General features: G+C 66.0%; 20 protein-coding genes. 6 read left to right on the top strand and 14 right to left on the bottom strand.

The window, feature by feature from the left end; genetic code table 11:
• The 10 genes from F7R19_RS20120 to F7R19_RS20075 all read right to left on the bottom strand — a co-directional run.
• The coding region (locus tag F7R19_RS20120) for a transglutaminase family protein (protein ID WP_150981763.1) at window positions 1-1,777 on the bottom strand (1,777 nt) is incomplete at its 3' end.
• A 130-nt stretch (window positions 1,778-1,907) separates the two neighbouring features.
• On the bottom strand, window positions 1,908-2,576 hold the full coding sequence (locus tag F7R19_RS20115; RefSeq protein ID WP_223505932.1) for a tetratricopeptide repeat protein: 669 nt from the start codon (window positions 2,574-2,576) through the stop codon (window positions 1,908-1,910).
• A gap of 168 nt (window positions 2,577-2,744) precedes the next feature.
• Window positions 2,745-3,440, bottom strand: a complete 696-nt coding sequence (gene kdpE, locus F7R19_RS20110; protein ID WP_061960116.1) for a two-component system response regulator KdpE — start codon at window positions 3,438-3,440, stop codon at window positions 2,745-2,747.
• Window position 3,441: 1 nt separating this feature from the next.
• Window positions 3,442-6,288: a sensor histidine kinase gene (locus F7R19_RS20105; RefSeq protein WP_150981761.1), complete on the bottom strand. Its 2,847-nt coding sequence runs from the start codon at window positions 6,286-6,288 to the stop codon at window positions 3,442-3,444.
• Window positions 6,289-6,352: 64 nt separating this feature from the next.
• Complete coding sequence (kdpC, locus tag F7R19_RS20100) at window positions 6,353-6,964, bottom strand: potassium-transporting ATPase subunit KdpC (protein WP_150981760.1); 612 nt, start codon at window positions 6,962-6,964, stop codon at window positions 6,353-6,355.
• Between the two features lie 16 nt (window positions 6,965-6,980).
• Window positions 6,981-9,245, bottom strand: coding sequence for a potassium-transporting ATPase subunit KdpB (kdpB, locus tag F7R19_RS20095; protein WP_407648692.1), 2,265 nt, complete (start codon window positions 9,243-9,245; stop codon window positions 6,981-6,983).
• Between the two features lie 15 nt (window positions 9,246-9,260).
• Complete coding sequence (gene kdpA / locus F7R19_RS20090; protein WP_150981759.1) at window positions 9,261-11,093, bottom strand: potassium-transporting ATPase subunit KdpA; 1,833 nt, start codon at window positions 11,091-11,093, stop codon at window positions 9,261-9,263.
• Window positions 11,093-11,182: a K(+)-transporting ATPase subunit F gene (kdpF, locus tag F7R19_RS20085; protein WP_150981758.1), complete on the bottom strand. Its 90-nt coding sequence runs from the start codon at window positions 11,180-11,182 to the stop codon at window positions 11,093-11,095. The genes kdpA and kdpF overlap by 1 nt, the downstream gene beginning before the upstream one ends.
• Window positions 11,179-11,376, bottom strand: a complete 198-nt coding sequence (locus F7R19_RS20080) for a hypothetical protein (RefSeq protein ID WP_150981757.1) — start codon at window positions 11,374-11,376, stop codon at window positions 11,179-11,181. The genes kdpF and F7R19_RS20080 overlap by 4 nt, the downstream gene beginning before the upstream one ends.
• Window positions 11,377-11,519: 143 nt before the next feature.
• Window positions 11,520-12,491, bottom strand: coding sequence for a magnesium and cobalt transport protein CorA (locus F7R19_RS20075; protein WP_061959723.1), 972 nt, complete (start codon window positions 12,489-12,491; stop codon window positions 11,520-11,522).
• A 225-nt stretch (window positions 12,492-12,716) separates the two neighbouring features.
• Between F7R19_RS20075 and minC the strand changes: the two genes are divergently transcribed.
• The 4 genes from minC (at window position 12,717) to F7R19_RS20055 (ending at window position 16,147) form a co-directional block, all read left to right on the top strand.
• A complete protein-coding gene (gene minC / locus F7R19_RS20070) occupies window positions 12,717-13,544 on the top strand; it encodes a septum site-determining protein MinC (RefSeq protein ID WP_150981756.1) in 828 nt (275 codons plus the stop codon).
• A 47-nt stretch (window positions 13,545-13,591) separates the two neighbouring features.
• Window positions 13,592-14,404, top strand: a complete 813-nt coding sequence (gene minD / locus F7R19_RS20065) for a septum site-determining protein MinD (protein WP_061959725.1) — start codon at window positions 13,592-13,594, stop codon at window positions 14,402-14,404.
• Window positions 14,405-14,419: 15 nt separating this feature from the next.
• A complete protein-coding gene (gene minE, locus F7R19_RS20060) occupies window positions 14,420-14,674 on the top strand; it encodes a cell division topological specificity factor MinE (RefSeq protein ID WP_061959726.1) in 255 nt (84 codons plus the stop codon).
• Between the two features lie 384 nt (window positions 14,675-15,058).
• The gene (locus tag F7R19_RS20055; protein ID WP_061959727.1) at window positions 15,059-16,147 is read left to right on the top strand and encodes a porin; all 1,089 of its coding nucleotides are present in this window, start codon (window positions 15,059-15,061) and stop codon (window positions 16,145-16,147) included.
• A 12-nt stretch (window positions 16,148-16,159) separates the two neighbouring features.
• On the opposite strand, the gene F7R19_RS20050 is transcribed toward F7R19_RS20055, so the two are convergent.
• Window positions 16,160-16,936 (bottom strand): response regulator transcription factor, encoded by a 777-nt coding sequence (locus tag F7R19_RS20050; protein WP_061959728.1) that lies wholly within the window; start codon window positions 16,934-16,936, stop codon window positions 16,160-16,162.
• Between the two features lie 188 nt (window positions 16,937-17,124).
• Here F7R19_RS20050 and F7R19_RS20045 point away from each other — a divergent pair, with 188 nt between their 5' ends.
• Window positions 17,125-17,847 (top strand): response regulator transcription factor, encoded by a 723-nt coding sequence (locus tag F7R19_RS20045; protein WP_150981755.1) that lies wholly within the window; start codon window positions 17,125-17,127, stop codon window positions 17,845-17,847.
• Window positions 17,848-17,899: 52 nt separating this feature from the next.
• Here the strand turns inward: F7R19_RS20045 and F7R19_RS20040 are convergent, their stop codons facing one another.
• Both F7R19_RS20040 and F7R19_RS20035 read right to left on the bottom strand, forming a co-directional pair.
• Window positions 17,900-18,889 carry a Bug family tripartite tricarboxylate transporter substrate binding protein gene (locus tag F7R19_RS20040; protein WP_150981754.1) on the bottom strand — a complete coding sequence of 330 codons (990 nt, stop codon included), beginning with the start codon at window positions 18,887-18,889 and terminating at the stop codon, window positions 17,900-17,902.
• A 156-nt stretch (window positions 18,890-19,045) separates the two neighbouring features.
• The gene (locus tag F7R19_RS20035; protein WP_061959731.1) at window positions 19,046-19,324 is read right to left on the bottom strand and encodes a hypothetical protein; all 279 of its coding nucleotides are present in this window, start codon (window positions 19,322-19,324) and stop codon (window positions 19,046-19,048) included.
• A gap of 126 nt (window positions 19,325-19,450) precedes the next feature.
• Here F7R19_RS20035 and F7R19_RS20030 point away from each other — a divergent pair, with 126 nt between their 5' ends.
• A complete protein-coding gene (locus F7R19_RS20030; RefSeq protein ID WP_150981753.1) occupies window positions 19,451-20,743 on the top strand; it encodes a M20/M25/M40 family metallo-hydrolase in 1,293 nt (430 codons plus the stop codon).
• Window positions 20,744-20,849: 106 nt separating this feature from the next.
• On the opposite strand, the gene F7R19_RS20025 is transcribed toward F7R19_RS20030, so the two are convergent.
• Window positions 20,850-22,091 (bottom strand): MFS transporter, encoded by a 1,242-nt coding sequence (locus tag F7R19_RS20025; RefSeq protein ID WP_211922764.1) that lies wholly within the window; start codon window positions 22,089-22,091, stop codon window positions 20,850-20,852.
• Window positions 22,092-22,121 lie beyond the last annotated feature (30 nt).

Here is a 22,121-nt window from a genome sequence, read left to right as displayed (position 1 = left end):
CCTGGGTGGCGCGGCGGGTCTCCGGCGCCGCGCGCGCGGCGTCGTGCCACGTTGCATCCGGCGATTGCGCGCGCAGCGGGGCGGCCGTCGGCAGCGGCGCGCGCGGCGCGAACGGATCCTGGTCGAACTGCCACGGATAGTCGGCCTTAGATGCCCAAGGCAGCGAATCGAGCGGCAGCCGGTAGCCCATTGGCGAATCGCCGGGCAGCAGATACATGCGCTCGTCGCGCAGGAACCAGCGGCCCGTGATCCAGCCCGCGCCATCGCCTTCCCCCCGCGCCAGCGGCAGCACGTAGCCGGTCACGCCCGCCAGCCCGGCGTCGAACACGCGCCGCAGCCGCGCGCGCTCCAGCTCGTCGTCGAGCCGGGTGTCGTGCGGATCGACATTGACCGGCAGCTTGCGCTCGCGCCACAGGTAATACCAGACGTCTTCGTAGCCGGGCTGGATGCAGCCGACGTCGAGTCCCAGCCGGCGCGTCAGCGTCTGCAGGAAGCGTTGCGCATCGGCCGAGGTGTAGTGTTCGGGCGCGCGTTCGTCGGCAAACAGGTTCGGATCGCGCCAGCACGGTTCGCCGTCCGCGCGCCAGCAGATCGACAACGCCCAGCGCGGCAGCTGTTCGCCCGGATACCACTTGCCCTGGCCAAAGTGCAGGAAGCCGCCTGCGCCATAGCGTGCACGAAGCTTTTGCACGAGCTCGGTGGCCAGTCCGCGTTTGGTGGGGCCGAGCGCGTCGGTATTCCATTCGGCGCCGTCGCGGTCGCGCGCGGATACGAAAGTCGGTTCGCCGCCCATCGTCAGGCGCACGTCCAGATCGCGCAATTGCCGATCCACGGCGTGGCCGGCCGCGTCGATGGCGATCCACTGCGCGTCGGTGTACGGCTTGGTCACGCGCGGCGATTCATAGATGCGCGTGATCGACATGTGGTGCGCAAACTGCACCTCGCATTCGTCGACCGCGCCGCTGACTGGTGCCGCGCTGCCCGGTTCCGGCGTGCACGCCAGCGGAATATGGCCTTCGCCGGCCAGCAGTCCCGAAGTGGGATCGAGCCCGATCCAGCCGGCGCCGGGCAGGTAGACCTCGCACCAGGCGTGCAGGTCGGTGAAATCGGCCTCGGCGCCGACCGGGCCGTCCACGGCCTTCACGTCGGGCGTCAGCTGCAGCAGATAGCCCGACACGAAGCGCGCCGCCAGCCCCAGATGGCGCAATGTCTGCACCATCAGCCAACCGCTGTCGCGGCACGACCCCGAGCCGTTCTCGAGCGTGGTTTCGGGCGACTGCACGCCCGGCTCCATGCGGATCAGATAGCGGATGTCCTGCTGCAGCCGCTGGTTCAGCGCTACCAGGAAATCGAGCGTGGCGCGCGGCGTGCGGTCGATGCTGGCGACAAAGCTGGCAAAGCGCGGCGTGGCTTCATCCTTGACCAGATAAGGTGCCAGATCGTGGGCGAGGCCGGGCTCATAGGCAAACGGGAACTGCTCGGCCGACGGCTCCAGGAAGAAATCGAACGGGTTGTAGACCGACATCTCGGCGATGAGATCCACCGTGACGCGAAACTCCGTGGTCTTCTCGGGAAACACCAGCCGCGCCAGATAGTTCGAGAACGGATCCTGCTGCCAGTTGACGAAATGCTGCACCGGCTCGATGCGCAGCGAATAGGACAGGATCGGCGTCCGGCAATGCGGCGCGGGGCGCAGGCGCACGACCTGCGGCGACAACTGCACCGGCCGGTCATAGCGATAGTGTGTGACATGGTTCAGCGCGACGTGCGTGGCCACTACGACCTCCCCGGGATGGGCGTGATGAAGCGTCAGAGAATGGAGCGAACTGCGGGAGAAATGCGCCGATGATCCGGCGTCACTGGCTTAGCAAGACTTGTACCGCCCACGGCCGTCCGGCGCGACTCGCCTACATCTGGCCCTTTGCGCGCACGTTGTCTTCCAGCAGGGACCGCAGCTTGGCCAGCGCGCCGGGGTCGCCATGCGAGGCCGCCCGCGCGTACCAGATCTTGGCCTGCTCGATGTCCTTGTCCACCACGCCCGGATAGCCGCGCTCGTAGTAGCTGCCCACGATGTACTGCGCGGGCCCATCGCCGGACGCTGCCGCCTTGCTGTACCAGCCGAACGCGCGGCCGTAGTCCAGCGGCACGCCCCGGCCGGTGAAATAGTTGGTCGCCAGCGCCATCTGCGCCTGGACATGACCGCCCTGCGCCGCGCGCTCGTACCAGCGATTGGCTTCCTCGAGCGAGCGGGGCACCAGTTCGCCGCGCTCGTACAAATCCCCGAATGTGAACTGCGCATGTGTCATGCGGTTGTCAGCGGCCTTGCGCAACCAGATCAACGCTTCCTGCGGTTTGGCCGCCGTGCCCTCGCCGCGTAACAGCATCATCGCGTAGTTGAACTGCGCAAGCCGGTTGCCCTTGCGCGCCGCTTCGGCAAATCCCTGGATCGCCACATCGAACCGCCCAGCCTCGTAGGCCGCCACGGCTTCGCGCGTCTGCCCCTGCGCCGGGGCTGGCGGCTCCGTGGCGCCCCATCCCTGCATGGCCATCGCCATCAGTACGGCAAAGAGGGCCATACGAAACGTCGGGGCGGCGTAGGCAGACATGGCGAACTCCGGTTCTGGCAGGGAATGGGAGGATTGGATTCAGTGTAGTGGGGGATTTATCGAACAAACCATTTGATTATTGGATATTCGAAGCGCAAATATCCGATATTTTATTCATCCCGCTAATACACAACCGCGCTACGCCGCGAACCGATACCCGACGCCCACTTCGGTCAGCAGATGCACGGGCTGGGCGGGATCGGCTTCGAGCTTGTGCCGCAGGTGTCCCATGTACACGCGCAGATAGTGGCTGCTTTCCGAATGGGAGGGTCCCCAGACTTCGCGCAGCAGTTCGCGGTGCGTCATGACCTTGCCGCGATGCGCGATCAGCACGGCCAGCAGGCGGTATTCGATCGGCGTCAGGTGCACCTGGGCGTCGCTGCGCATCACCAGGCGATTGGCCAGGTCGACGCGCACATCGCCGAACGCGATCTGCGGCGTGCCTTGCGGGTTGGCCTTCGCATGGCGGCGCAGCAGCACGCGCACGCGCGCCACCAGCTCGCCCACGCCGAACGGCTTGGTCAGGTAGTCGTCGGCGCCGGCGTCCAGCGCGGCGATCTTGTCGGCTTCATCGGTCCGCGCGGACAGCACCAGCACCGGCACTTCGGTCCAGGTGCGCATTTCGCGGATCAGCGTCATGCCGTCGCCATCGGGCAGGCCCAGGTCCAGGATGACGATGTCCGGCTGCCGCGTGCCGGCGTCGATCAGCCCGCGCTTGAGCGTATCGGCTTCGTGCACGCTGCAGCCTTCGGCCTGCAACGACTCCCGCACGAAGCGGCGGATATGGGGCTCGTCCTCGACCACCAGGACGGTCGGCGAAAAATCGAAAGGCATGTCAGTGCGGGTCGGAAAAAGCAGCGTCGAATGGCTCGGGTTCGATCGCGGGAGGATTGCCGCGCGGCAGCGCGAGCGTGAAGCGTGCGCCGGGGTGGGCCGACTCGACCCAGATCCGGCCACCGTGGGCCTGCATGATCGCCTCGCACACGGCCAGTCCGAGGCCCACGCCGGCGGTGGCCGATTCGCGCTCGCCGCGCGTGAATTTCTCGAAGATATGCCGCGCCTGTCCGGCAGGCACGCCGGGCCCTTCGTCCTCGACGCTCAGGTGGACTTCGTCGCCGGCCACCGCACCGCGGATGCGCACCACCGTTCCGGCGGGCGTGTACTTGGCCGCGTTTTCCAGCAGATTGCACAGCACGCGCTCGATCAGCACGCCATCGCACTCCACCAGCGGCAGCGCGGAGAGATCGGCCACCTCGACGCGGTGCGCCTTGAGCGCCTCGCGCATCGACGCCAGCGCGGCGCCGACCAGTTCTTCGAGCGATTGCCAGCCGCGCGCCAGCGTCACGTCGTGTTGCTGCAGGCGTGCCATGTCGAGCAGATTCACCACCATCGTGCGCATGCGCTGTGCCTGGCCGCGCATGGCGCTGACCGTATCGGCCACATCGGGCGCCAATGGCGGCGTGGCGCGCTGCAGCGTTTCGGCCATGCCGATCAGGCCGGTCAGCGGCGTGCGCAGATCGTGCGACACCGCCGCCAGCAGCGAACTGCGCAGGCGCTCCGATTCGATCGACACCAGTGCGCGCTGCGCGACGTCGACGTAGTGCAGCCGCTCCACCGCGATGGCGATCAGCGTGGCAAACACGTCGGCCTGGCGGCGCAGTTCCGGCTCGGCCAGCGCGCGCCAGGCGCGAGGTTCCACCGCCAGCACGCCGCGCGTCTGCATCGGCGCCTTGAGCGGCAGGTACAGCACGGTGCTGCCCGGCAAGGTATGCGTGCCGGTGCCCGCGGGCTGGCCGTGATCGAATACCCATTGCGCCAGCACCGTGTCGATGGCCGCGCCCTTGTCGGTTTTCTGCGCGGCGTTGCCTTCGCCCGGATCGGCAATCGGCGCCAGCCGGCCCTGTTCGGATACCAGGAAAAACGTCGCGTGCGCATCGAACGCGGCGCGCAGGAAGCGCCCGCCGATCTCGGCGATCTGCGCCGTGGTCAGCGCCGCCGACAGTTCGCGCGCCAGTTCGTAGAGCGTGCGCGCGTCGGTCTCGCGCCGCACGGCCACCTGCGCCTGCTCGCGCAATCCCGCCGTAAGCTGCCCGATCACCAGCCCGACCGTCAGCAGGACGAAGAATGTCAGCAGGTATTGCACGTCGCTGACCGCGAACGACATGCGTGGCGGCACGAAAAAGAAATCGAACGCGGCCACCGCCAGCACCGATGCCAGCGCGGCCGGCCCGCGCCCGTGGCGCAGCGCCACGCCGACCACGCCGGCGAGGAACAGCATCGCGATATTGACGAGGTCGAACCACGGGCGCGCCAGCAGCGACAACACCGCCGCACCCGCGCACCACGCCACGGCCCACGCATAGTCGCGCCGCCGCCCGCGCGCCAGGGCGGCCTCGGCCTGCGCGTCGTCGCCGTGGGGCGAAGCATCGGCCAGCGGTGCGCGCGGCCGCAGTTCCGCGCGCGTGGTGTCGGCGGCCACGCGGATCACGTCGATCTCGGGACACCCGCTCGCCAGCGCGTCGGCAAACGTCTGCCGGCCGATCAGGCGGTAGCCGGCGCCCAGCAGCGGCGCAAGCGCGCGCGCCAGCCACATGCGCGCGCGGTCGACCAGGGCGCCGCCGGTCGGCCAGTCGGTACGTGCACGTCCCACCAGCACTTTGGTCAGGTTATGCCGTCGCACGTAGCCAGCCACCGCCTTGACCATGTCGTGCCCGGCCAGCGTTTCGGTACGCGCGCCGAGTTCTTCGGCCAACTGCATCGCCGCGCGCATCCGCATGCGGTCCGGATCGGCCAGCGGCATCAGGCGAGGCGTTGCGATGGTGACCACATGCCAGTCGCAATCGAGCTGGCCCGCCAGCCGGCGCGCGCTGCGCACCACCTGCTCCGCGTCGTCGCCGGCGCCAATGCATGCCAGCACCGCCTCGCGCGTGCGCCATACCGGTTCGATCGCCGCAGCATGGCGGTAGGCGCGCACGTCGTCGTCGACACGATCGGCAGTGCGGCGCAGCGCCAGTTCGCGCAGCGCGATCAGATTGCCCTTGCGAAAGAAGTTGCGCGCGGCGTGGCGCGCCTGTTCCGGCAGATAGACCTTGCCTTCGCGCAGCCGCCGCAGCAGTTCGTCGGCAGGCAGGTCCACCAGCACCACTTCGTCGGCGCCATCGAACACCGCATCGGGCACGGTTTCCCACACCCGCACCCCGGTGATGCCGCCCACCGCCTGGTTCAAACTGTCCAGGTGCTGGACATTGACGGTGGTCCAGACATCGATGCCGGCCGCCTGCAATTCCTGGATGTCCTGCCAGCGTTTGGGATGGCGGCTGCCCGGAGCATTCGAATGAGCGAGCTCGTCGACCAGGATCAGCGCGGGACGGCGCAGCAGCGCGCCGTCGAGATCGAATTCCTGCAGGACCCGATCGCGATACGGCACGTCGCGCGCGGGCAGGCGCTCCAGCCCGTCGACGAGCGCCTCGGTCTCGGCGCGGCCGTGCGTTTCGACCACGCCGATCACCACATCGGCGCCCTGCTGGCGCAAGGCGCGCGCCGCGGTAAGCATCGCGAACGTCTTGCCCACGCCGGCCGATGCACCAAAGTAGACGCGCAGCTTGCCGCGCGCGGCACGCACGCCCTCCGCCTGCATGCGTTGCAGCAGATCGTCGGGATCAGGGCGTGGGGCGTCTGTCATCGTCTGCGGATTGTGCCACGCTGGCGTGAGCGATGTGGGCGACTTCCGCGGCTTGGGGGCATGGCTACTTCAGCGCATCGAGCGCCAGATTCAGTTGCAGCACATTCACGCCGGGCTCGCCCAGCACGCCCAGCGTCGGCGCCTCGGTATGCGCGGCGATCAAGGCGTCGATCGTGGCCTGCGGAACACCCCGCGCGCGCGCCACGCGCGCCGCCTGGTATTGCGCCGCGGCCGGGCTGATGTGCGGGTCGAGGCCACTGCCCGAGGCGGTCACCAGATCCACGGGAATCGGTGCCCGGTTGTCGGGATCGGCGGCACGCAGCGCGTCGATGCGCGCGCGCGCCGCATCGGTCAGTGCCGGGTTGGTCGGACCGAGATTCGATCCGCCCGAGGCCGTCGCGTTATAGGGCATCGGCGCGGTGGCCGACAGCCGGCCCCAGAAATACTTCGGCGCCGAGAACGATTGGCCGATCAGCGCAGACCCCACGGTCTTGCCGTCCTTGACGATCAGCGATCCGCCGGCCTGTGCGGGAAACAGCGCACGCGCGATGCCGCTGACCGCGCCCGGATACAGCAGCCCGGTGACGAGCGACAGCGCGACGAAAACGGTCAGCGCGGGACGCAGCATGCCGGGCTGGCGCGCGGGTTCGATCATGGTGTTGGCTTGTGTTTGCATTGCAGTGCTCCGAATCTCAAATCCAGCCGAACATCGTCAGCAGCATGTCGATCAGCTTGATGCCCACGAACGGCACGACGATGCCGCCCACGCCGTAGATCAACAGGTTGCGGCGCAACAGCACGGCCGCGCCAAGCGGGCGATACACCACGCCGCGCAGCGCCAGCGGAATCAGCGCGACGATGATCAGCGCGTTGAAGATCACCGCGGACATGATGGCCGACGCCGGCGTCGACAGATGCATCACGTTGAGCAGATTCAACTGCGGATACGTGGTGGCAAACGCGGCCGGGATGATGGCGAAATACTTGGCCACGTCGTTGGCCACGCTGAACGTGGTGAGCGATCCGCGCGTCATCAGCATCTGCTTGCCGATCTCGACAATCTCGATCAGCTTGGTGGGATTGCTGTCCAGGTCGACCATATTGCCGGCCTCGCGCGCGGCCTGCGTGCCGCTGTTCATCGCCACTGCGACATCGGCCTGCGCCAACGCGGGCGCATCGTTGGTGCCGTCGCCGGTCATCGCCACCAGCCGACCCTGCCCCTGGTATTCGCGAATCAGCGCGAGCTTGGCTTCGGGCGTGGCTTCGGCCAGGAAGTCGTCGACGCCGGCCTCGGCAGCAATCGACGCCGCGGTCAGGCGGTTGTCGCCGGTGATCATCACGGTGCGGATGCCCATCCGGCGCAGTTCGCCAAAGCGTTCGCGGATGCCGGTCTTGACGATGTCCTTGAGTTCGACCACGCCCAGCACGCGCACGCTTTCCTCGGTGCCCTGCGCGATGGACTCGGCCACCACCAGCGGCGTGCTGCCGGCGCGCGCCACATCGTCCACGGCCTGCATCACCGCGTCGGGAAACTTGCCGGCGCGCTCGGTGACGTAGCGGCGCACCGCATCGGCCGCGCCCTTGCGCACGCTGCGCACGATCTCGCCATGGGCCACATCGACGCCGCTCATACGGGTCTGCGCCGTGAACGGGACGAACACGGGCGGCGTCGCCTGCGCCGCGCCCATCTCGGGGGCACGCGCGCCGGGCTGCTGGCGCGCCAGCGCCACGATGCTGCGGCCTTCCGGCGTTTCGTCGGCCAAGGACGACAGCCACGCCGCTTCGGCAAGCTGTTGCGCGCTCACGCCCGGCGCACAGATAAAACGCGCTGCCTGGCGATTGCCGTGCGTGATCGTGCCGGTCTTGTCGAGCAACAGCACGTCGACATCGCCGGCTGCCTCGACCGCGCGGCCCGAGGTGGCAATCACGTTGGCCTCCATCATGCGGCTCATGCCCGCCACGCCGATCGCCGACAGCAGGCCGCCAATCGTGGTTGGAATCAGGCAGACCAGCAGCGCCACCAGCACCGTCACCGATACGGGCACGCCGGCCTTGGTCACCAGCACCGCGTATAGCGAATACGGCTGCAGCGTGGCGGTGGCCAGCAGCAGCACCAGCGTCAGCCCGACCAGCAGGATCGTCAGCGCCAGTTCGTTCGGCGTCTTCTGGCGCTTGGCGCCTTCGACCATGCTGATCATGCGGTCGATGAAGCTCTCGCCCGGATTGGTGCTGATGCGCACCACGATCCAGTCGGACAACACGCGCGTGCCGCCCGTGACCGACGAAAAGTCGCCGCCCGATTCGCGAATCACTGGCGCCGATTCGCCGGTGATGGCGCTTTCGTCGACCGACGCCACGCCTTCGATCACATCGCCGTCGCCGGGAATCATCTCGCCGGCCTCGACCAGCACGATGTCGCCCTTGCGCAGCAACGTAGCCGCGCGCTGTTCGGTGGCGCCAGCGGCGCGCGCATCGACGCTGCCGGTGCGCAGCACGCGCGCCATGGTGGTGGTTTTCAGGCCGCGCAGTGCGGCCGCCTGCTGCTTGCTGCGTCCTTCCGCCAGGGCTTCGGCAAAGTTGGCAAACAGCACCGTGAACCACAGCCAGATCGTCACGGCCAGGATGAATCCCGCCGATTCGCCGCCCTGCGTGGGCGCGAGCCATGCGCGCAGGAACAGGATGGTGGTCAGGATGCTGCCGGCGTAGACCACGAACATCACGGGATTGCGCAATTGCGCGCGCGGATCGAGCTTGCGCAGCGCATCGAGCATCGCCGGCTTGACCAGCTCCGGTGCGAACATGCCGCGCGCGGTGCGCGGATGATGCGGCACGCCGCCGCCGGGCGTCGTGGTGCCATGCGTGGCATTGGCCGCGGTATGGACGGACGCGCCGTGAGCTGCGTCCGCTTGGCGTACGGGCGCATTGGCGGCGCGCGTCGCCGAGGTGTTTTGAGGCATGCGAATCTCCGCGAATTACCGTGCAGCGGCCGCGACCGCGGCGCCCTGCAATTGCTCTGCGACCGGGCCCAGCGCGAGCGCGGGCACATAGGTCAGCGCGCCCACCAGCAGCACCGATCCCACCAGCAGGACCACGAACAGCGGGCCATGCGTGGGCATCGTGCCGGCCGTGGCGGGCGTGCGGCGCTTGGCGGCCAGCGATCCGGCCATTGCCAGCACGGGCACGATGATCCAGAAGCGGCCGAACCACATCGCCGCAGCCAGCAGCGTGTTGTAAAACGGCGTGTTGGCCGACAGACCGGCAAATGCGCTGCCGTTGTTGTTGGCCGCCGAGGACAGCGCGTAGAGAATTTCCGAAAATCCGTGCGTGCCGGGATTGAGCACGCCGGCGCGCCCGGCATCGAACATCACCGCGACGGCCGTGCCCACCAGCACCAGCAGCGGCGTGACCAGGATCGCCACGGCAGTCATCTTCATTTCGTACGCTTCGATCTTCTTGCCGAGATACTCGGGCGTGCGGCCGATCATCAGTCCCGCGATGAACACGGCCAGCACCGCATACACGAGCATGCCGTACAGCCCCGAGCCCACGCCGCCGAACACCACTTCGCCAAGCTGCATCAGCAGCATCGGCACCAGACCGCCGATTGCCGTGAACGAATCGTGCATGCCGTTGACCGCGCCGCACGATGCCGCAGTGGTGATCGTTGCAAACAGCGAGGTGGCGGAAATGCCGAAGCGCACTTCCTTGCCTTCCATGTTGCCGCCGGCCTGCAATGCCGATGCCGCGTGATCGATGGGCAGCGCCGACAGCGCGGCGTTGACCTGCTGTTCGGACACCATCGCCGCCAGCGCCATGACTACGAAGATCACCGTCATCGACGCCAGCACCGCCACGCCCTGGCGACGGTCCTTGACCATTTCGCCGAACGTGAAGCACAACGCGGCGGGAATCAGGAAGATCGCCAGCATCTGGATGAAGTTGGCAAGCGGCGTCGGGTTTTCGAACGGATGCGCCGAATTGGCGTTGAAGAAACCGCCGCCGTTTGTCCCCAGCATCTTGATCGCTTCCTGCGAGGCGACCGGGCCCATCGCCAGCGTCTGCGTGGCGGTTGTGGCCGCTTCCGTCACCGGCTTGCCGTCGGCGTCGAGCACCGGCTGGCCGGCCGCGTCCACCTTGGGCTGGGTGAACTCGACGGTGTTGACGAGGCTCACCTCCTTGTAAGCGTCGAAGTTCTGGATCACACCCTGGCCAACCAACACCACGGCAATGACGACCGATAGCGGCAGCAGCACGTACAGCGTGGTGCGCGTGAGATCGACCCAGAAGTTGCCGATGGTCCGGGCGCTGTGGCGCGCGAAGCCTCGAATCAGCGCGAACACCACGGCAATGCCGGTGGCGGCCGAGGCAAAGTTCTGCACCGTCAACGCGAGCATCTGCGTGAGATAGCTCATCGTCGATTCACCCGCGTAGCCCTGCCAGTTGGTGTTCGACACAAAACTGATGGCCGTATTGAATGACGAGTCGGGCGACACCGCGCCAAACCCCTGCGGGTTGAGCGGCAGCGCGCCTTGCAGACGCTGGAACGCATACACGGCGATCACGCCGAGCACGTTGAACACGATCACGGCGATGGCGTATTGCTTCCATCCCATTTCCGCGTCGGCGCGCACGCCGGCCAGGCGATAAAGCCCGCGTTCCAGCGGCCGGCCCCAGGCGGTCAGCCGGTAGTTGCCCTCTTCGATGGCGCGCCGCATGTAGCGGCCGAGGAAAGGCGCCGCCAGGAACAGCACGGCAAGGTAAAGGGCCAGCAGTGCGATGAATTGAGAGAGGTTCGGCGTCGACATCAGAATTTCTCCGGCCGGAACAGCGCTACCAGCAGGTAGACGAAGAGGACGGCGGCCAGCCCGCCGCTGAGCAGGTCGGTCCAGCTCATGACGGCCTCCGGTCAGCAGCGGCGCGGCCGGCGGTGTGCGGTGCGGCCGGCGTCGGGGCGTGCCGCGGCGCGGTGGCGTCGTCGCTGTTGCCGCGCGTCGACGGCAGGTTTGCGCCGAGCGCCGCGCAGAGCGCCAGCAGCGCACCGGTCAGCGCGCCGAACGCCAGCAATACAAGGAAGTAGATCCCGTCCATGACATGAATGCAGGCATGGCGCCTGCCGAGTGATTCACGGATACGAGATTAGGGATCGGGGGATAAAAACGGGATAGAGAGGCGGAAAAGCGGTGTAAACGAAATATAAAAATCGAAATACGAAGATGCCGGAAGACCGGATGTCAGATCCATCCCGCGCGGTGCAGCTTGCGCCAGAGCATTCCGCAAGCGGTCACCGTAATGCCGATCACCACGGGATAAGCGTAATGGAATTTCAGCTCCGGCATGAAATTGAAGTTCATCCCGTACAACGAAAACACCACGGTCGGCACCGCCAGAATGGCGCCCCAGCCGGCCAGCCGCTTGACCACCTCGTTCTGCGTGACCGTCACCAGCGCCAGGTTGACCTGCACCGCGGTAGTCAGCATTTCGCGCACCACGTCCAGCGATCGCACGATGCGGCTGCAGTGATCCTCGATATCGCGGAAATACGCGCGCAATTCCTTCGGCACGAGATCCTCGTGCAGGCGGATCAGTTGGCCGCAGATGTCCTCCACCGGGTAGACGGCATTGCGCAGCCGCAGCACCTGATGCTTGACGTGATATAGCCGTTCGATCGCCTGGCGGTCGAATTCATCGCGAAAGATGCCCTGCTCCAGCGCCTCGAAGGTGTCCTCCAGGTGCGTGAGAATCGGCAGGTAGTGGTCGACCACGAAATCCATCAACGCATAGAGCACGTAGCCCGGGCCGTTGGCCAGGCCGTGCGGATCCTGCTCGCAGCGGTCGCGCACCGGGGCGTAGGTGGAACTGGCGCCGTGCCGCACCGAGACCACGTAATTGGGGCCGACAAACAGATGGGTCTCGCCCACCACCACTTCCTCGCCCACCAGCTGCGCGGTGTTGAGCACCACGAAAACGGAATCACCGTAGGTTTCGAGCTTGGGCCGTTGGTGCGCGTCGAGCGCATCCTCCACGGCCAGGTCGTGCAGGCCGAACGCCTGCTGCACGCGGCGCAGCATCGGCAGATCCGGTTCGTGCAGGCCCAGCCAGACGAAAGTGCCGGGCTCGGCAAGCACCGTGCCGATATCTTCGAACTCGACCTTCCCCAGTTTTTTGCCAGCACGATAAGCCGCGCAGTTAACGATGGCGCCCATGACTCCTCCGGTGTCGAGATGCGCAATCGTAACAAGCGCACGCAATTCGTGCGCGCACGATGCAACTGCCGCCTTCGGGTGTACCCGTATCGCCCCGCACGCCACGTGTTAAGACGCTTGCACGGAATATGGTCCGCATCCTCCACCCCCGATGCAATCACCAACATTTGTTACAGTTCCCCGGAATTCCGACGTTAGAATGTCCCATTTCCACGGTCACCGACTATGTCCCAGAAGAAATCGCCACGCTTCGAGCTGCGCAGTGGCAATGTCGACGCCCTCCTTCTCGCACTCAATACCGCCGACCTGGACGCGCTGCGGGATGACCTCCTCTCCCGTTTTGAGTCGACCCCCGATTTCTTTTCCGACGATGTGGTGGCACTGGACTTGCGCCGTCTGGAACATGACGGTGCGTTGGCGCTGGACCGCGTGATCGACACGCTGGCCACGCTCAATGCGCGGGCGATTGGCGTGGTGGCGCGCGCGGAGCAACGCGGCTGGGCCGGCGAATTCGGGCTGCCGCTGCTGGACAGCCAGAGCCGCCGCGGCGGGCGCGACGAAGCGCCGCGCGAATCCGATACGGCCGCCCCGGCAGACGGCGCGGCGCACAAAGCGCAGCCGGACGCCGAAGCAGTCGCATCCGGTGGCAACGGCAAAGCCGCCGCCGATATCGCCGAGATCATGGCCGCGGCCAATGCCGCCGCCGCGCCGCGCGCGATCCCCACGCTGCTGATCGACAAGCCGCTGCGCTCGGGCCAGCAGATCTACGCGCAGGGCGACGTAGTGATTCTGGATCTGGTGAGCTACGGCGCCGAGGTCATCGCGGAAGGCAACATCCATATCTATGCACCGCTGCGCGGCCGCGCGCTGGCAGGGGTGAAGGGCAATCCCGACGCACGCATCTTCTGCACGTGCCTGGAGCCCGAACTGATTTCCATCGCCGGCATCTATCGGACCGCGGAGCAGACGCTTCCGGCCGACGTGCTCGGCAAATCGGCACAGGTGCGCCTGGCCGACGAAAAGCTGATTCTCGAACCGCTGCGGATGAAATGACCGCAGTGCCCACAGTACATATTCCACTGATACCGGACCATAGAGCCATGGCAAAAATCATCGTAGTGACCTCCGGCAAGGGGGGCGTTGGCAAGACCACCACCAGCGCGAGCTTCGCCGCCGGCCTGGCCCTGCGTGGCCACAAGACTGCCGTGATCGACTTCGACGTCGGCCTGCGCAATCTCGACCTGATCATGGGTTGCGAGCGCCGCGTCGTTTACGACCTGATCAACGTCGTGCAAGGCGAGGCCAATCTGAACCAGGCCCTGATCAAGGACAAGAAGTGCGAAAACCTGTTCATCCTGCCGGCCTCGCAGACGCGCGACAAGGAAGCGCTGACGCGTGAGGGTGTGGAAAAGGTCATCAACGACCTGAAGGACATGGGCTTCGAATTCATCGTCTGCGATTCCCCGGCAGGCATCGAGACGGGCGCATTGATGGCGATGTATTTCGCCGACGAGGCGCTGATCGTGACCAACCCGGAAGTGTCGTCGGTGCGCGATTCGGACCGCATTCTCGGCATCCTGGCGTCGAAGACCAAGCGCGCCAGCGAAGGCGATCCGATCAAGGAACACCTGCTGATCACGCGCTACAACCCGAAGCGCGTGCACGGCGGCGAAATGCTGTCGCTGACGGACATCCAGGAAATCCTGCGCATCAAGCTGATTGGCGTGGTGCCGGAATCGGAAGCCGTGCTGCATGCGTCGAACCAGGGCACGCCCGCCATCCATCTGGAAGGCACCGACGTGGCCGATGCCTACGCCGATGTGGTGGACCGCTTCCTTGGCAAGGACAAGCCGCTGCGTTTTGTCGATTACCAGAAGCCGGGCCTGCTCTCGCGCATCTTTGGCAACAAGTAACCGGAGGACTATTCCATGTCGATCCTGTCCTTCCTGCTGGGGGAGAAGAAAAAATCAGCGTCTGTCGCCAAGGAACGGCTGCAGATCATTCTCGCCCACGAACGCACCGGCCATTCCGCGCCGGCCGATTACCTGCCCGCCCTGCAGCGCGAACTGGTGGCGGTGATCTCGAAATACGTGAAGATCAGCGATCAGGATTTGCGCGTGAGCCTCGAGCGCCAGGACAACCTGGAAGTGCTCGAAGTGAAAATAGAGATTCCGCAGGCATAATCGCCGCCGCATTAACTTGCCGGCCGCTATCCCTGATTAAGGGATAACCCTCCCCCTCTCTCGCGGGATATATTGCACCGCAGCAGCCGTCTCTTGCGACGGCTGCGGGTTTCCCCGTACATCCCCCTGTCTGCCGCTCCCCGCCTTGCATGCACCATGATGGCGCGTGCTGCTTTGCACCATTTTCACAGCGCTAAGACATTGTGTAGCGGCAAACCAACGAATTTGCACCAAATGTCTCCCCGAAGCCGGGCTCGAGTTCGGTTTTATGTCGGAATCTCGCGCGTTTTGTTAAATTTTCGCGGCGTTACGAGCAAACGTAAAAACCAAATGGACTCGCCGTGATCCGGTGAAAGTCTGGCCACAAGACAGAAAAGGAGCACCATGAAGAAATCGCTACTGACCCTCGCAATTGGTTCGCTGGCCGCCGGCAGCGCATTCGCGCAAACGTCGGTCACGCTGTACGGCATCGCCGACGCCAGCGTCCGCTGGACCAACCACGCCGATGCAGCTGGCCACAGCCAGGTCCAACTGACCGACGGCGCAGTGACGCAAAGCCGCTGGGGTCTCAAGGGTTCGGAAGCCCTGGGCAACAACCTCAAGGCTATCTTCCAGCTGGAAAACGGCTACAGCCTGGACAACGGCACGATGAATTCGTCGGGCCAGCTGTTCAATCGTCAAGCCTACGTGGGTCTGGCCGGCGACTTCGGCGCCATCAAGCTGGGCCGCCAGTACACCGAGGGCTTTAACCTGTTCGGCGATTTCGATCCGCTGACGATCGGCAACTACACCGCCAACGCCTGGCCGTTCTTCCTGACCCAGTTCCGCGCCAACAACGTGATGAGCTACTCGGGCTCGTTTTCGGGCCTGAACGTCGGCGCCAGCTACGGCTTCGGCGAAGTGGCCGGCAGCGTCACCAAGAACCAGTACTGGGGCACCCGCGCTTCGTACGACATCGGACCGTTTGGTATCGGTGGTGTGTACCAGGAAGTGCGTGACGCCAACAGCAACAAGCAGCAGATGTGGGGCGTGGCCGGCAAGTACGGCATCGGCCCGGTCAAGCTGTTCCTGGGCTACGTTGGCGGCAAGGACAACACCGGCGTGATCGACAACAACTTCCTGAACCAGTCGGCCGCGACGACGTCGGCCACTGGCCGTGCCGCGGTCACTGCCGGCGCCCCGAACAACCCGCGCAAGGACGCGCTGGGCTACCTGGGCCTGACCTATCAGGTCTCCCCGGCCCTGGCCGTGACCGGCGTGTTCTACGGCGACCACGTGAAGAACAAGAACGGCGTCAACGGCAACGATGGCAACCGTTACACCGGCGTTCTGCTGGCCGAGTACTCGCTGTCCAAGCGCACCCAGGTCTACGGCACTGTGGACTACAACAAGCTGACCGGCGGCGTGCAGTCCGAACTGCCGGGCAAGGGCACCCAGATGGGCGTGGCCGCTGGCGTCCGCCACATTTTCTGATCGTTGGTCTGATCAGTGATTGGGAGAAAGGCACCTTCGGGTGCCTTTTTTTTCGCCCCGCGCGATGCGCTCGCGTTCTTCGTCGTCCAGCAATTCCAGCCGATAGCCGAAGGTGTAGACCGGCAGCACGCGCACGCCATTGTCTTCCCAGAGGCCCAGCTTGGTCCGCACGCGCGACACATGCGTGTCGATGGTGCGCGACATCGGCGGCATATCGCGGCCCCACACCGTCGTCAGCATGTGTTCGCGCGGCACCACGCGGCCCTGGTTACGGAACATCAGCAGCGCCAGGTCGAATTCCTTCGGCGTCAGCGGCACCGTGCGGCCGTGGTGCGAGACCTGCCGCGCGACCACATCGAATACGAAGGCGCCCCATGACAGCCGGTTCTCGTCCAGGCGATGCGAATCGGGATACGCGCGCCGCAGCAGCGCCTCGATGCGGGCAGCAAATTCGCGCGGGCGGATCGGCTTGACCACGTAGTCGTCGGCGCCCGCGTTCATCGCCGCCACCACATCGTCCTCGCCACAGCGGTCGCTCACGAACATGACGGGGATGCGCGGATCGAGGTGCGCGCGCACCCAGCCGAGAATTTCCGTGCCGCTGATCTGTGGCACATCCCAGGTCAGCAGCAGCAGGTCGAAGGTGATTCTGCGCAGCGTCAGCAGCAGGCGCCGGCCGTCCGCAAACGTCAAGCATTCGTGGCCGGCGCCGGTCACCACGTCGCGGATCAAAGCCGCGTGCGCGCTGTCGTCTTCCAGCGCGGCAATCCTGAGCCCTGTCGTTGTCATGCGTCGTCACGCCCGCCGTGGGCGTCGCTTGTCTGTCCAACGACCATTAGACGGGGAGTTGCGCGCCAATCCTATAAGACGATCCTCATTTTATCGGCAACAAATGTTTACTTCGCCCGCAACGCTGCGCGCCCTACCATGGCCGGCACTGCTCTACCGTTCATTCAGCGAACGAAAGGAAGGCCATCGTGAAGGTTGCCGCGCTCGAAGACAATCCGGCTCGCGCCATGGTGCTGGAACACGCCCTGCAATCGGGCGGGCACAGCCTTGCGCGCTTTCGCTGCGGGCAGGCGATGATCGACGCCATCCACCGCGACCGCTTCGACCTTCTGCTGCTCGACCGCGACGCGGCGGCCGGTGATGCCGACGAACTGCTGCGCTGGATCCGGCGCACGCTCGGGCAGGGCGTGCCGGTAATGATGTTCGGCGCCAGCAACGCCGAGGAAGATGTAGCGCGATGTTTGACGGAAGGTGCCGACGCCTACGTGCCGCAGCCCGCGCGCGGCAAGGAACTGCTGGCCCGCATCGAGGCGCTGGCGCGCCGTGCCGCCGCGCCGTGCGGGCCGGCCGGCATCGCCCCGCCGGACGAACTGGGCAATCCACCCGAGGAGCTGGTCTGCGGCGCGTTCCGGTTTGCGGTGGGCGAACGCCAGGTCTGGGTCAAGGGCGTGCCGGTAACGCTGTCGCCGAAGGAATATGCGCTGGCGCTGCTGCTGTTCCGCAACCTCGGCACGCTGGTGATGCGGCGGACCATGATCGATCAGGTCTGGCGCAACGCCGCCATGTCCGAGCAGGCGCGCACTATCGACAGTCATCTGTCGCGCATCCGGACCAAGCTGGCGCTATGGCCGTTCAACGGCGTGATGCTGCGCGCCGTCTATCGGCTGGGCAGCCGGCTCGATCTCGCCTAGGGGACGCCAGCCGATGCCAGCGCCGTGCAAACCCGCCGCAAGCGGTCGCCGATCAGTCGGCCTTGATGCCGGCTTCCTTGACGATGCGCGCGTTCTCGGCCGATTCGGCGCGAATCGCCGTGGCGAATTGCGCCGCGGAGCCGCCGGTCGGCACTTCGCCGCCGCGCATCAGCCGCTCGCGCACGTCCGGTTCGGCAAGCGCCTTGTTCAGTTCTGCGTTGAGCTTGTTAAGAATGGCTGGCGGCGTCTTGCCCGGCGCGAAGATGCCGAAGGTCGACGTGAGGTTGGCCTTCGGATAGCCGAGTTCGTCGAAGGTGGGCACGTTGGGCAGGCTTTCCAGGCGCTTGGGCGCGCCCACGGCGATGGCGTGCAGGCGGCCAGCCTGCATGTGCTGGGTCAGCATCGGGCTGGCGTTGGTGCTCATCACCTCGAACTGTCCGCCCAGCGCATCGTTCATCTGCTGGCCCGCACCCTTGTAGGGAATCAGCGTGACATCGGCCTTCGCCTTGGTCTTCACCTGTTCCAGCATCACGTGCCCGACCGTGCCCAGGCCGGACGTGGCCCAGCGGACCGAGCCCGGCTTGGCCTTGGCCTGCGCGATCAGGTCCTGGAACGTCTTGCCGGTGAAGCTTGGCGTGGCCACCACCAGCACCGGCGAATACATGACGCTCATGACCGGTGCGATATCGCGTTGCGGATCGTAGTTGACGCGCCCCACGTGCGGATTGAGCGTGAGCGGGCTGGTTGCGGCAAAGCCCAGCGTGTAGCCGTCGGGAGCGGCCTTGGCAACGGCGTCGATGCCGATGCTGCCACCGGCGCCGGCCTTGTTTTCCACCACCACCGAGGTGCCCATCTGCACCGACAGCTTTTCGCCCAGCGCGCGCGCCACGGCATCGCTGATGCCGCCGGTCGGATAGGCCACGATCATGCGGATCGGACGGCTTGGATAGTTGTCGGCGGCCAGCGCCGGGGCGCATGCCGTGATGGTCAGGATCGGCGCGACGAAAAGCGCGCGCAGTGGCAGGGAACGGAAAGCGGCCATGGTCTGGGCGGGGGCGGGATATTCGTGGAAAGACTGCGGCGCGCGTGGGTACGCGCGGATCTGTCGGGGAACGCGGCAATGCCTGTGAGCGTCGGCGGCGTTCCAGTCAGGCGCGATTTTAGCCGATCGCCCTGTCCGGTCCCCTGCCGCCGCCGGCTACCGCACCAGCGGATGCTCTGGCACCCACGATACGAACAGCTCGTTGGCGCGGTCGTAGAGCCGCCACGCGGTACCGCATTCGCGGCAACTGAACGACATCATGCTGAAAGGCACGCCGGCTGCGCTCTGGCTGACCAGCGGCGCGTTGTTGCGCAAGGCCAGACAGGCATGCGGTTCGCGTCGGCGCGGGTCGTCGGCCAGGGCAAGGCAGTGGGCGCAGGCAGGGCGAGCAGACATTGCAGACGTTGCGGAGGGAGGGGGCACAGCGGACTTCATGACCGTGATGATGCCGCAAAACCGATGCCAGGTCTTGGCGCAGATCGTCGCGGTGCTGGACCGCGGCGCGTTGCGCGCGCAACATGTCGGCTTCCCTTCACCAAGAAGAAACAGGAGTTTGTCCGCATGTCTGCCTTCCGCCCCCGTTTGGCGTCGCTGCCCGCCGCCCTGGCCCTGATCGGTGCGCTGTGCACGCCCTCGGTCCACGCCGCCCCCGTCGAGCCCGTCTTCCAGCTTGCGCAACAGGAAAAACCGGCCCTGGTCGAGACCCTGAAAGATCTGGTGTCGATCGAATCGGGCAGCAAGGACATCGAAGGGCTCGATCGTATCGCCGCGCTGATCCGCGACCGGCTGGCCGCCATGGGCGGCGATGCCAGGCTGGTGGAGCCCACCGACATCTACCGCATGGGAGACACGCCCGAGAAAGTGGGCAAGATGGTGCATGCCACGTTCAAGGGCACCGGCAAACGCAAGATCATGCTGATCGCACACATGGATACGGTCTACCTGCGCGGCATGCTGGCGCAGCAGCCGTTCCGCGTGGACGGCGATCGCGCCTATGGCCTTGGCATCGCCGACGACAAGAACGGCGTGGCCGTGATCCTGCACACGGTTGCCATCCTGCAGAAGATGAACTTCAAGGACTACGGCACGCTGACCGTACTGATCAATGGCGACGAGGAAATCAGCTCGCCCGGCGCGCGCGCGATGCTGACGAAGCTGGGCGCGGAACAGGACGCGGTATTTTCGTGTGAAGCCACGCGCGTGACCGGCGACCGCCTGTCGCTGGCCACCAGCGGGATTGGCGCCATCGCCCTGAAGGTGGAAGGCAAGTCGTCGCATGCCGGCAGCTCGCCCGAACTGGGCCGCAACGCACTGTACGAGATGTCGCACCAGATCCTGCAAATGCGCGACCTCTCCAATCCGGACACCGGGCTCAAGGTCAACTGGACGCTGTCGCAGGCCGGCACCAATCGCAACGTGATTCCCGCCGTGGCCACCGCGCAGGCCGATGTCCGTGTATTGCGCACGGCCGACTACGACGGCCTTGAGCGCACGCTGCAGGATCGCGTCAAGAAGACGCTGATTCCCGATACCAAGGTGAGCGTGAAGTTCGAGCGCCGCCGGCCGCCATTGGAAGTGACGCCCGCCGCGCGCGCACTTGCCGCGCATGCGCAAGGCATCTATGCGGAGATCGGCGAAAAACTGGCCGTTTATGACACGGCCGAAGGTGGCGGCACCGATGCGGCGTTTGCCGCCGCAGCAACCAAGGCGCCCGTGATCGAGCGCTTTGGCTTACGCGGCTTTGGCGCGCATTCGAACGATGCCGAATACGTCGACCTGAATTCCGTGACGCCGCGCCTGTACCTGCTGACGCGCATGATCATGGACGTGTCGCAGGACAAGGCCGGCAAGTGACGCCATGACGCTGGTGCAGGCGACTGCGCCAGTCTTGTGCACCACGCGCCACGAAAGGGACCGCAGCTGGCTGGCGGAGGCGGTCCGCTCAGCCCGCGCGCGTGGTTCAGGCTGCCTTCGGCCTTTCGCGCAGATCGGGCAGAAACACCGCCAGCAAACCCAGCAACGGCAGGAACGCGCAGAGCTGGTAGACGCTTTCGATGCCATGCGCATCGGCCAGCTTGCCAAGCACGGCGGCGCCGATGCCGCCCATGCCGAACGCGAAACCGAAGAACAGACCGGACACCATCCCGACCTTGCCGGGAATCAGTTCCTGCGCGAACACAAGAATTGCCGAGAACGCCGAGGCCAGGATGAAACCGATGATCACCGTCAGCACGGCCGTCCAGAACAGGTTGGCGTGCGGCAGCATCAGCGTGAACGGGGCCACGCCGAGGATCGACGCCCAGATCACGCGCTTGCGGCCGATGCGATCGCCGATCGGACCGCCCAGGATCGTGCCCGCCGCCACCGCGAACAGGAACAGGAACAGATAGATCTGCGACGTCTGACGCGGCAGGCTGAACTTCTCCATCAGATAGAACGTGTAATACGTGTTCAGGCTGGCCATGTAGAAGTACTTCGAGAAGATCAGCAGCAGCAGCACGGTCATGGCGCGCACCACGGTTGAGGTGGGCAGCTTGTTGACGGCCACGCCAGCGGCCTTCTTCTTTGCGGCGCGCTCGGCCAGGTGCCGGCCATACCATCCGCCGATCTGCCACAGCACGGCGATCGCCAGCAGCGCGGCCAGCGAAAACCACGCGACGCTGCCCTGCGTATGCACAATGCCGGCGGCCAGCAGCGGCCCCATCGCGCTGCCGCCGTTCCCGCCCACCTGGAAGATCGACTGGGCCAGCCCGTGCTGGCCGCCGGATGCCAGCCGCGCCACGCGCGACGATTCCGGATGGAAGATCGACGAGCCCGTTCCGACCAGCGCCGCGGCCACCAGCAGCACGCCATAGGTAGGCGCCACCGACAGCAGCAGCAGCCCGCACAGCGTGAAGCCCATGCCGATTGCCAGCGAATGCGGCTTCGGATGCTTGTCCGTATAGAGCCCGACAATCGGCTGCAGCAGCGAAGCGGTGATCTGATACGTGAGCGTCAGCAGGCCGATCTGCGTAAAGCTCAGATTGAAGCCGCCCTTGAGCATCGGATAGATGGCCAGGATCAGCGACTGAATCATGTCGTTGAGGAAATGCGCGAAGCTGATCGCGTACAACACGCGAAAGCGCGTGCCTTCCTTGCGGGGTTTCGCCGCGTCACTCTGCGCGGCGGGAGCAGCGGGGGCTCGATTGACGGTTGTACTCATGGTGCGGGGGCGCATTGGCCAGTCGTCGTC

Source organism: Cupriavidus pauculus (assembly GCF_008801835.1).
In the GTDB taxonomy this organism is placed as follows: domain Bacteria; phylum Pseudomonadota; class Gammaproteobacteria; order Burkholderiales; family Burkholderiaceae; genus Cupriavidus; species Cupriavidus pauculus.
This window is presented reverse-complemented; position numbering and strand designations above follow the sequence as displayed.

Bases quoted from the DNA above. Each gene is read 5' to 3' on its own strand.
- minD (WP_061959725.1), top strand. From the start codon at position 13,592: ATGGCAAAAATCATCGTAGTGACCTCCGGCAAGGGGGGCGTTGGCAAG.
- kdpA (WP_150981759.1), bottom strand. From the start codon at position 11,093: ATGTCGACGCCGAACCTCTCTCAATTCATCGCACTGCTGGCCCTTTAC.
- F7R19_RS20035 (WP_061959731.1), bottom strand. From the start codon at position 19,324: ATGAAGTCCGCTGTGCCCCCTCCCTCCGCAACGTCTGCAATGTCTGCT.
- F7R19_RS20030 (WP_150981753.1), top strand. From the start codon at position 19,451: ATGTCTGCCTTCCGCCCCCGTTTGGCGTCGCTGCCCGCCGCCCTGGCC.
- F7R19_RS20080 (WP_150981757.1), bottom strand. From the start codon at position 11,376: ATGGACGGGATCTACTTCCTTGTATTGCTGGCGTTCGGCGCGCTGACC.
- minE (WP_061959726.1), top strand. From the start codon at position 14,420: ATGTCGATCCTGTCCTTCCTGCTGGGGGAGAAGAAAAAATCAGCGTCT.
- F7R19_RS20050 (WP_061959728.1), bottom strand. From the start codon at position 16,936: ATGACAACGACAGGGCTCAGGATTGCCGCGCTGGAAGACGACAGCGCG.
- F7R19_RS20040 (WP_150981754.1), bottom strand. From the start codon at position 18,889: ATGGCCGCTTTCCGTTCCCTGCCACTGCGCGCGCTTTTCGTCGCGCCG.
- F7R19_RS20105 (WP_150981761.1), bottom strand. From the start codon at position 6,288: ATGACAGACGCCCCACGCCCTGATCCCGACGATCTGCTGCAACGCATG.
- F7R19_RS20025 (WP_211922764.1), bottom strand. From the start codon at position 22,091: ATGAGTACAACCGTCAATCGAGCCCCCGCTGCTCCCGCCGCGCAGAGT.
- kdpC (WP_150981760.1), bottom strand. From the start codon at position 6,964: ATGCAAACACAAGCCAACACCATGATCGAACCCGCGCGCCAGCCCGGC.
- kdpB (WP_407648692.1), bottom strand. From the start codon at position 9,245: ATGCCTCAAAACACCTCGGCGACGCGCGCCGCCAATGCGCCCGTACGC.
- kdpE (WP_061960116.1), bottom strand. From the start codon at position 3,440: ATGCCTTTCGATTTTTCGCCGACCGTCCTGGTGGTCGAGGACGAGCCC.
- F7R19_RS20075 (WP_061959723.1), bottom strand. From the start codon at position 12,491: ATGGGCGCCATCGTTAACTGCGCGGCTTATCGTGCTGGCAAAAAACTG.
- minC (WP_150981756.1), top strand. From the start codon at position 12,717: ATGTCCCAGAAGAAATCGCCACGCTTCGAGCTGCGCAGTGGCAATGTC.
- F7R19_RS20115 (WP_223505932.1), bottom strand. From the start codon at position 2,576: ATGGCCCTCTTTGCCGTACTGATGGCGATGGCCATGCAGGGATGGGGC.
- F7R19_RS20055 (WP_061959727.1), top strand. From the start codon at position 15,059: ATGAAGAAATCGCTACTGACCCTCGCAATTGGTTCGCTGGCCGCCGGC.
- kdpF (WP_150981758.1), bottom strand. From the start codon at position 11,182: ATGAGCTGGACCGACCTGCTCAGCGGCGGGCTGGCCGCCGTCCTCTTC.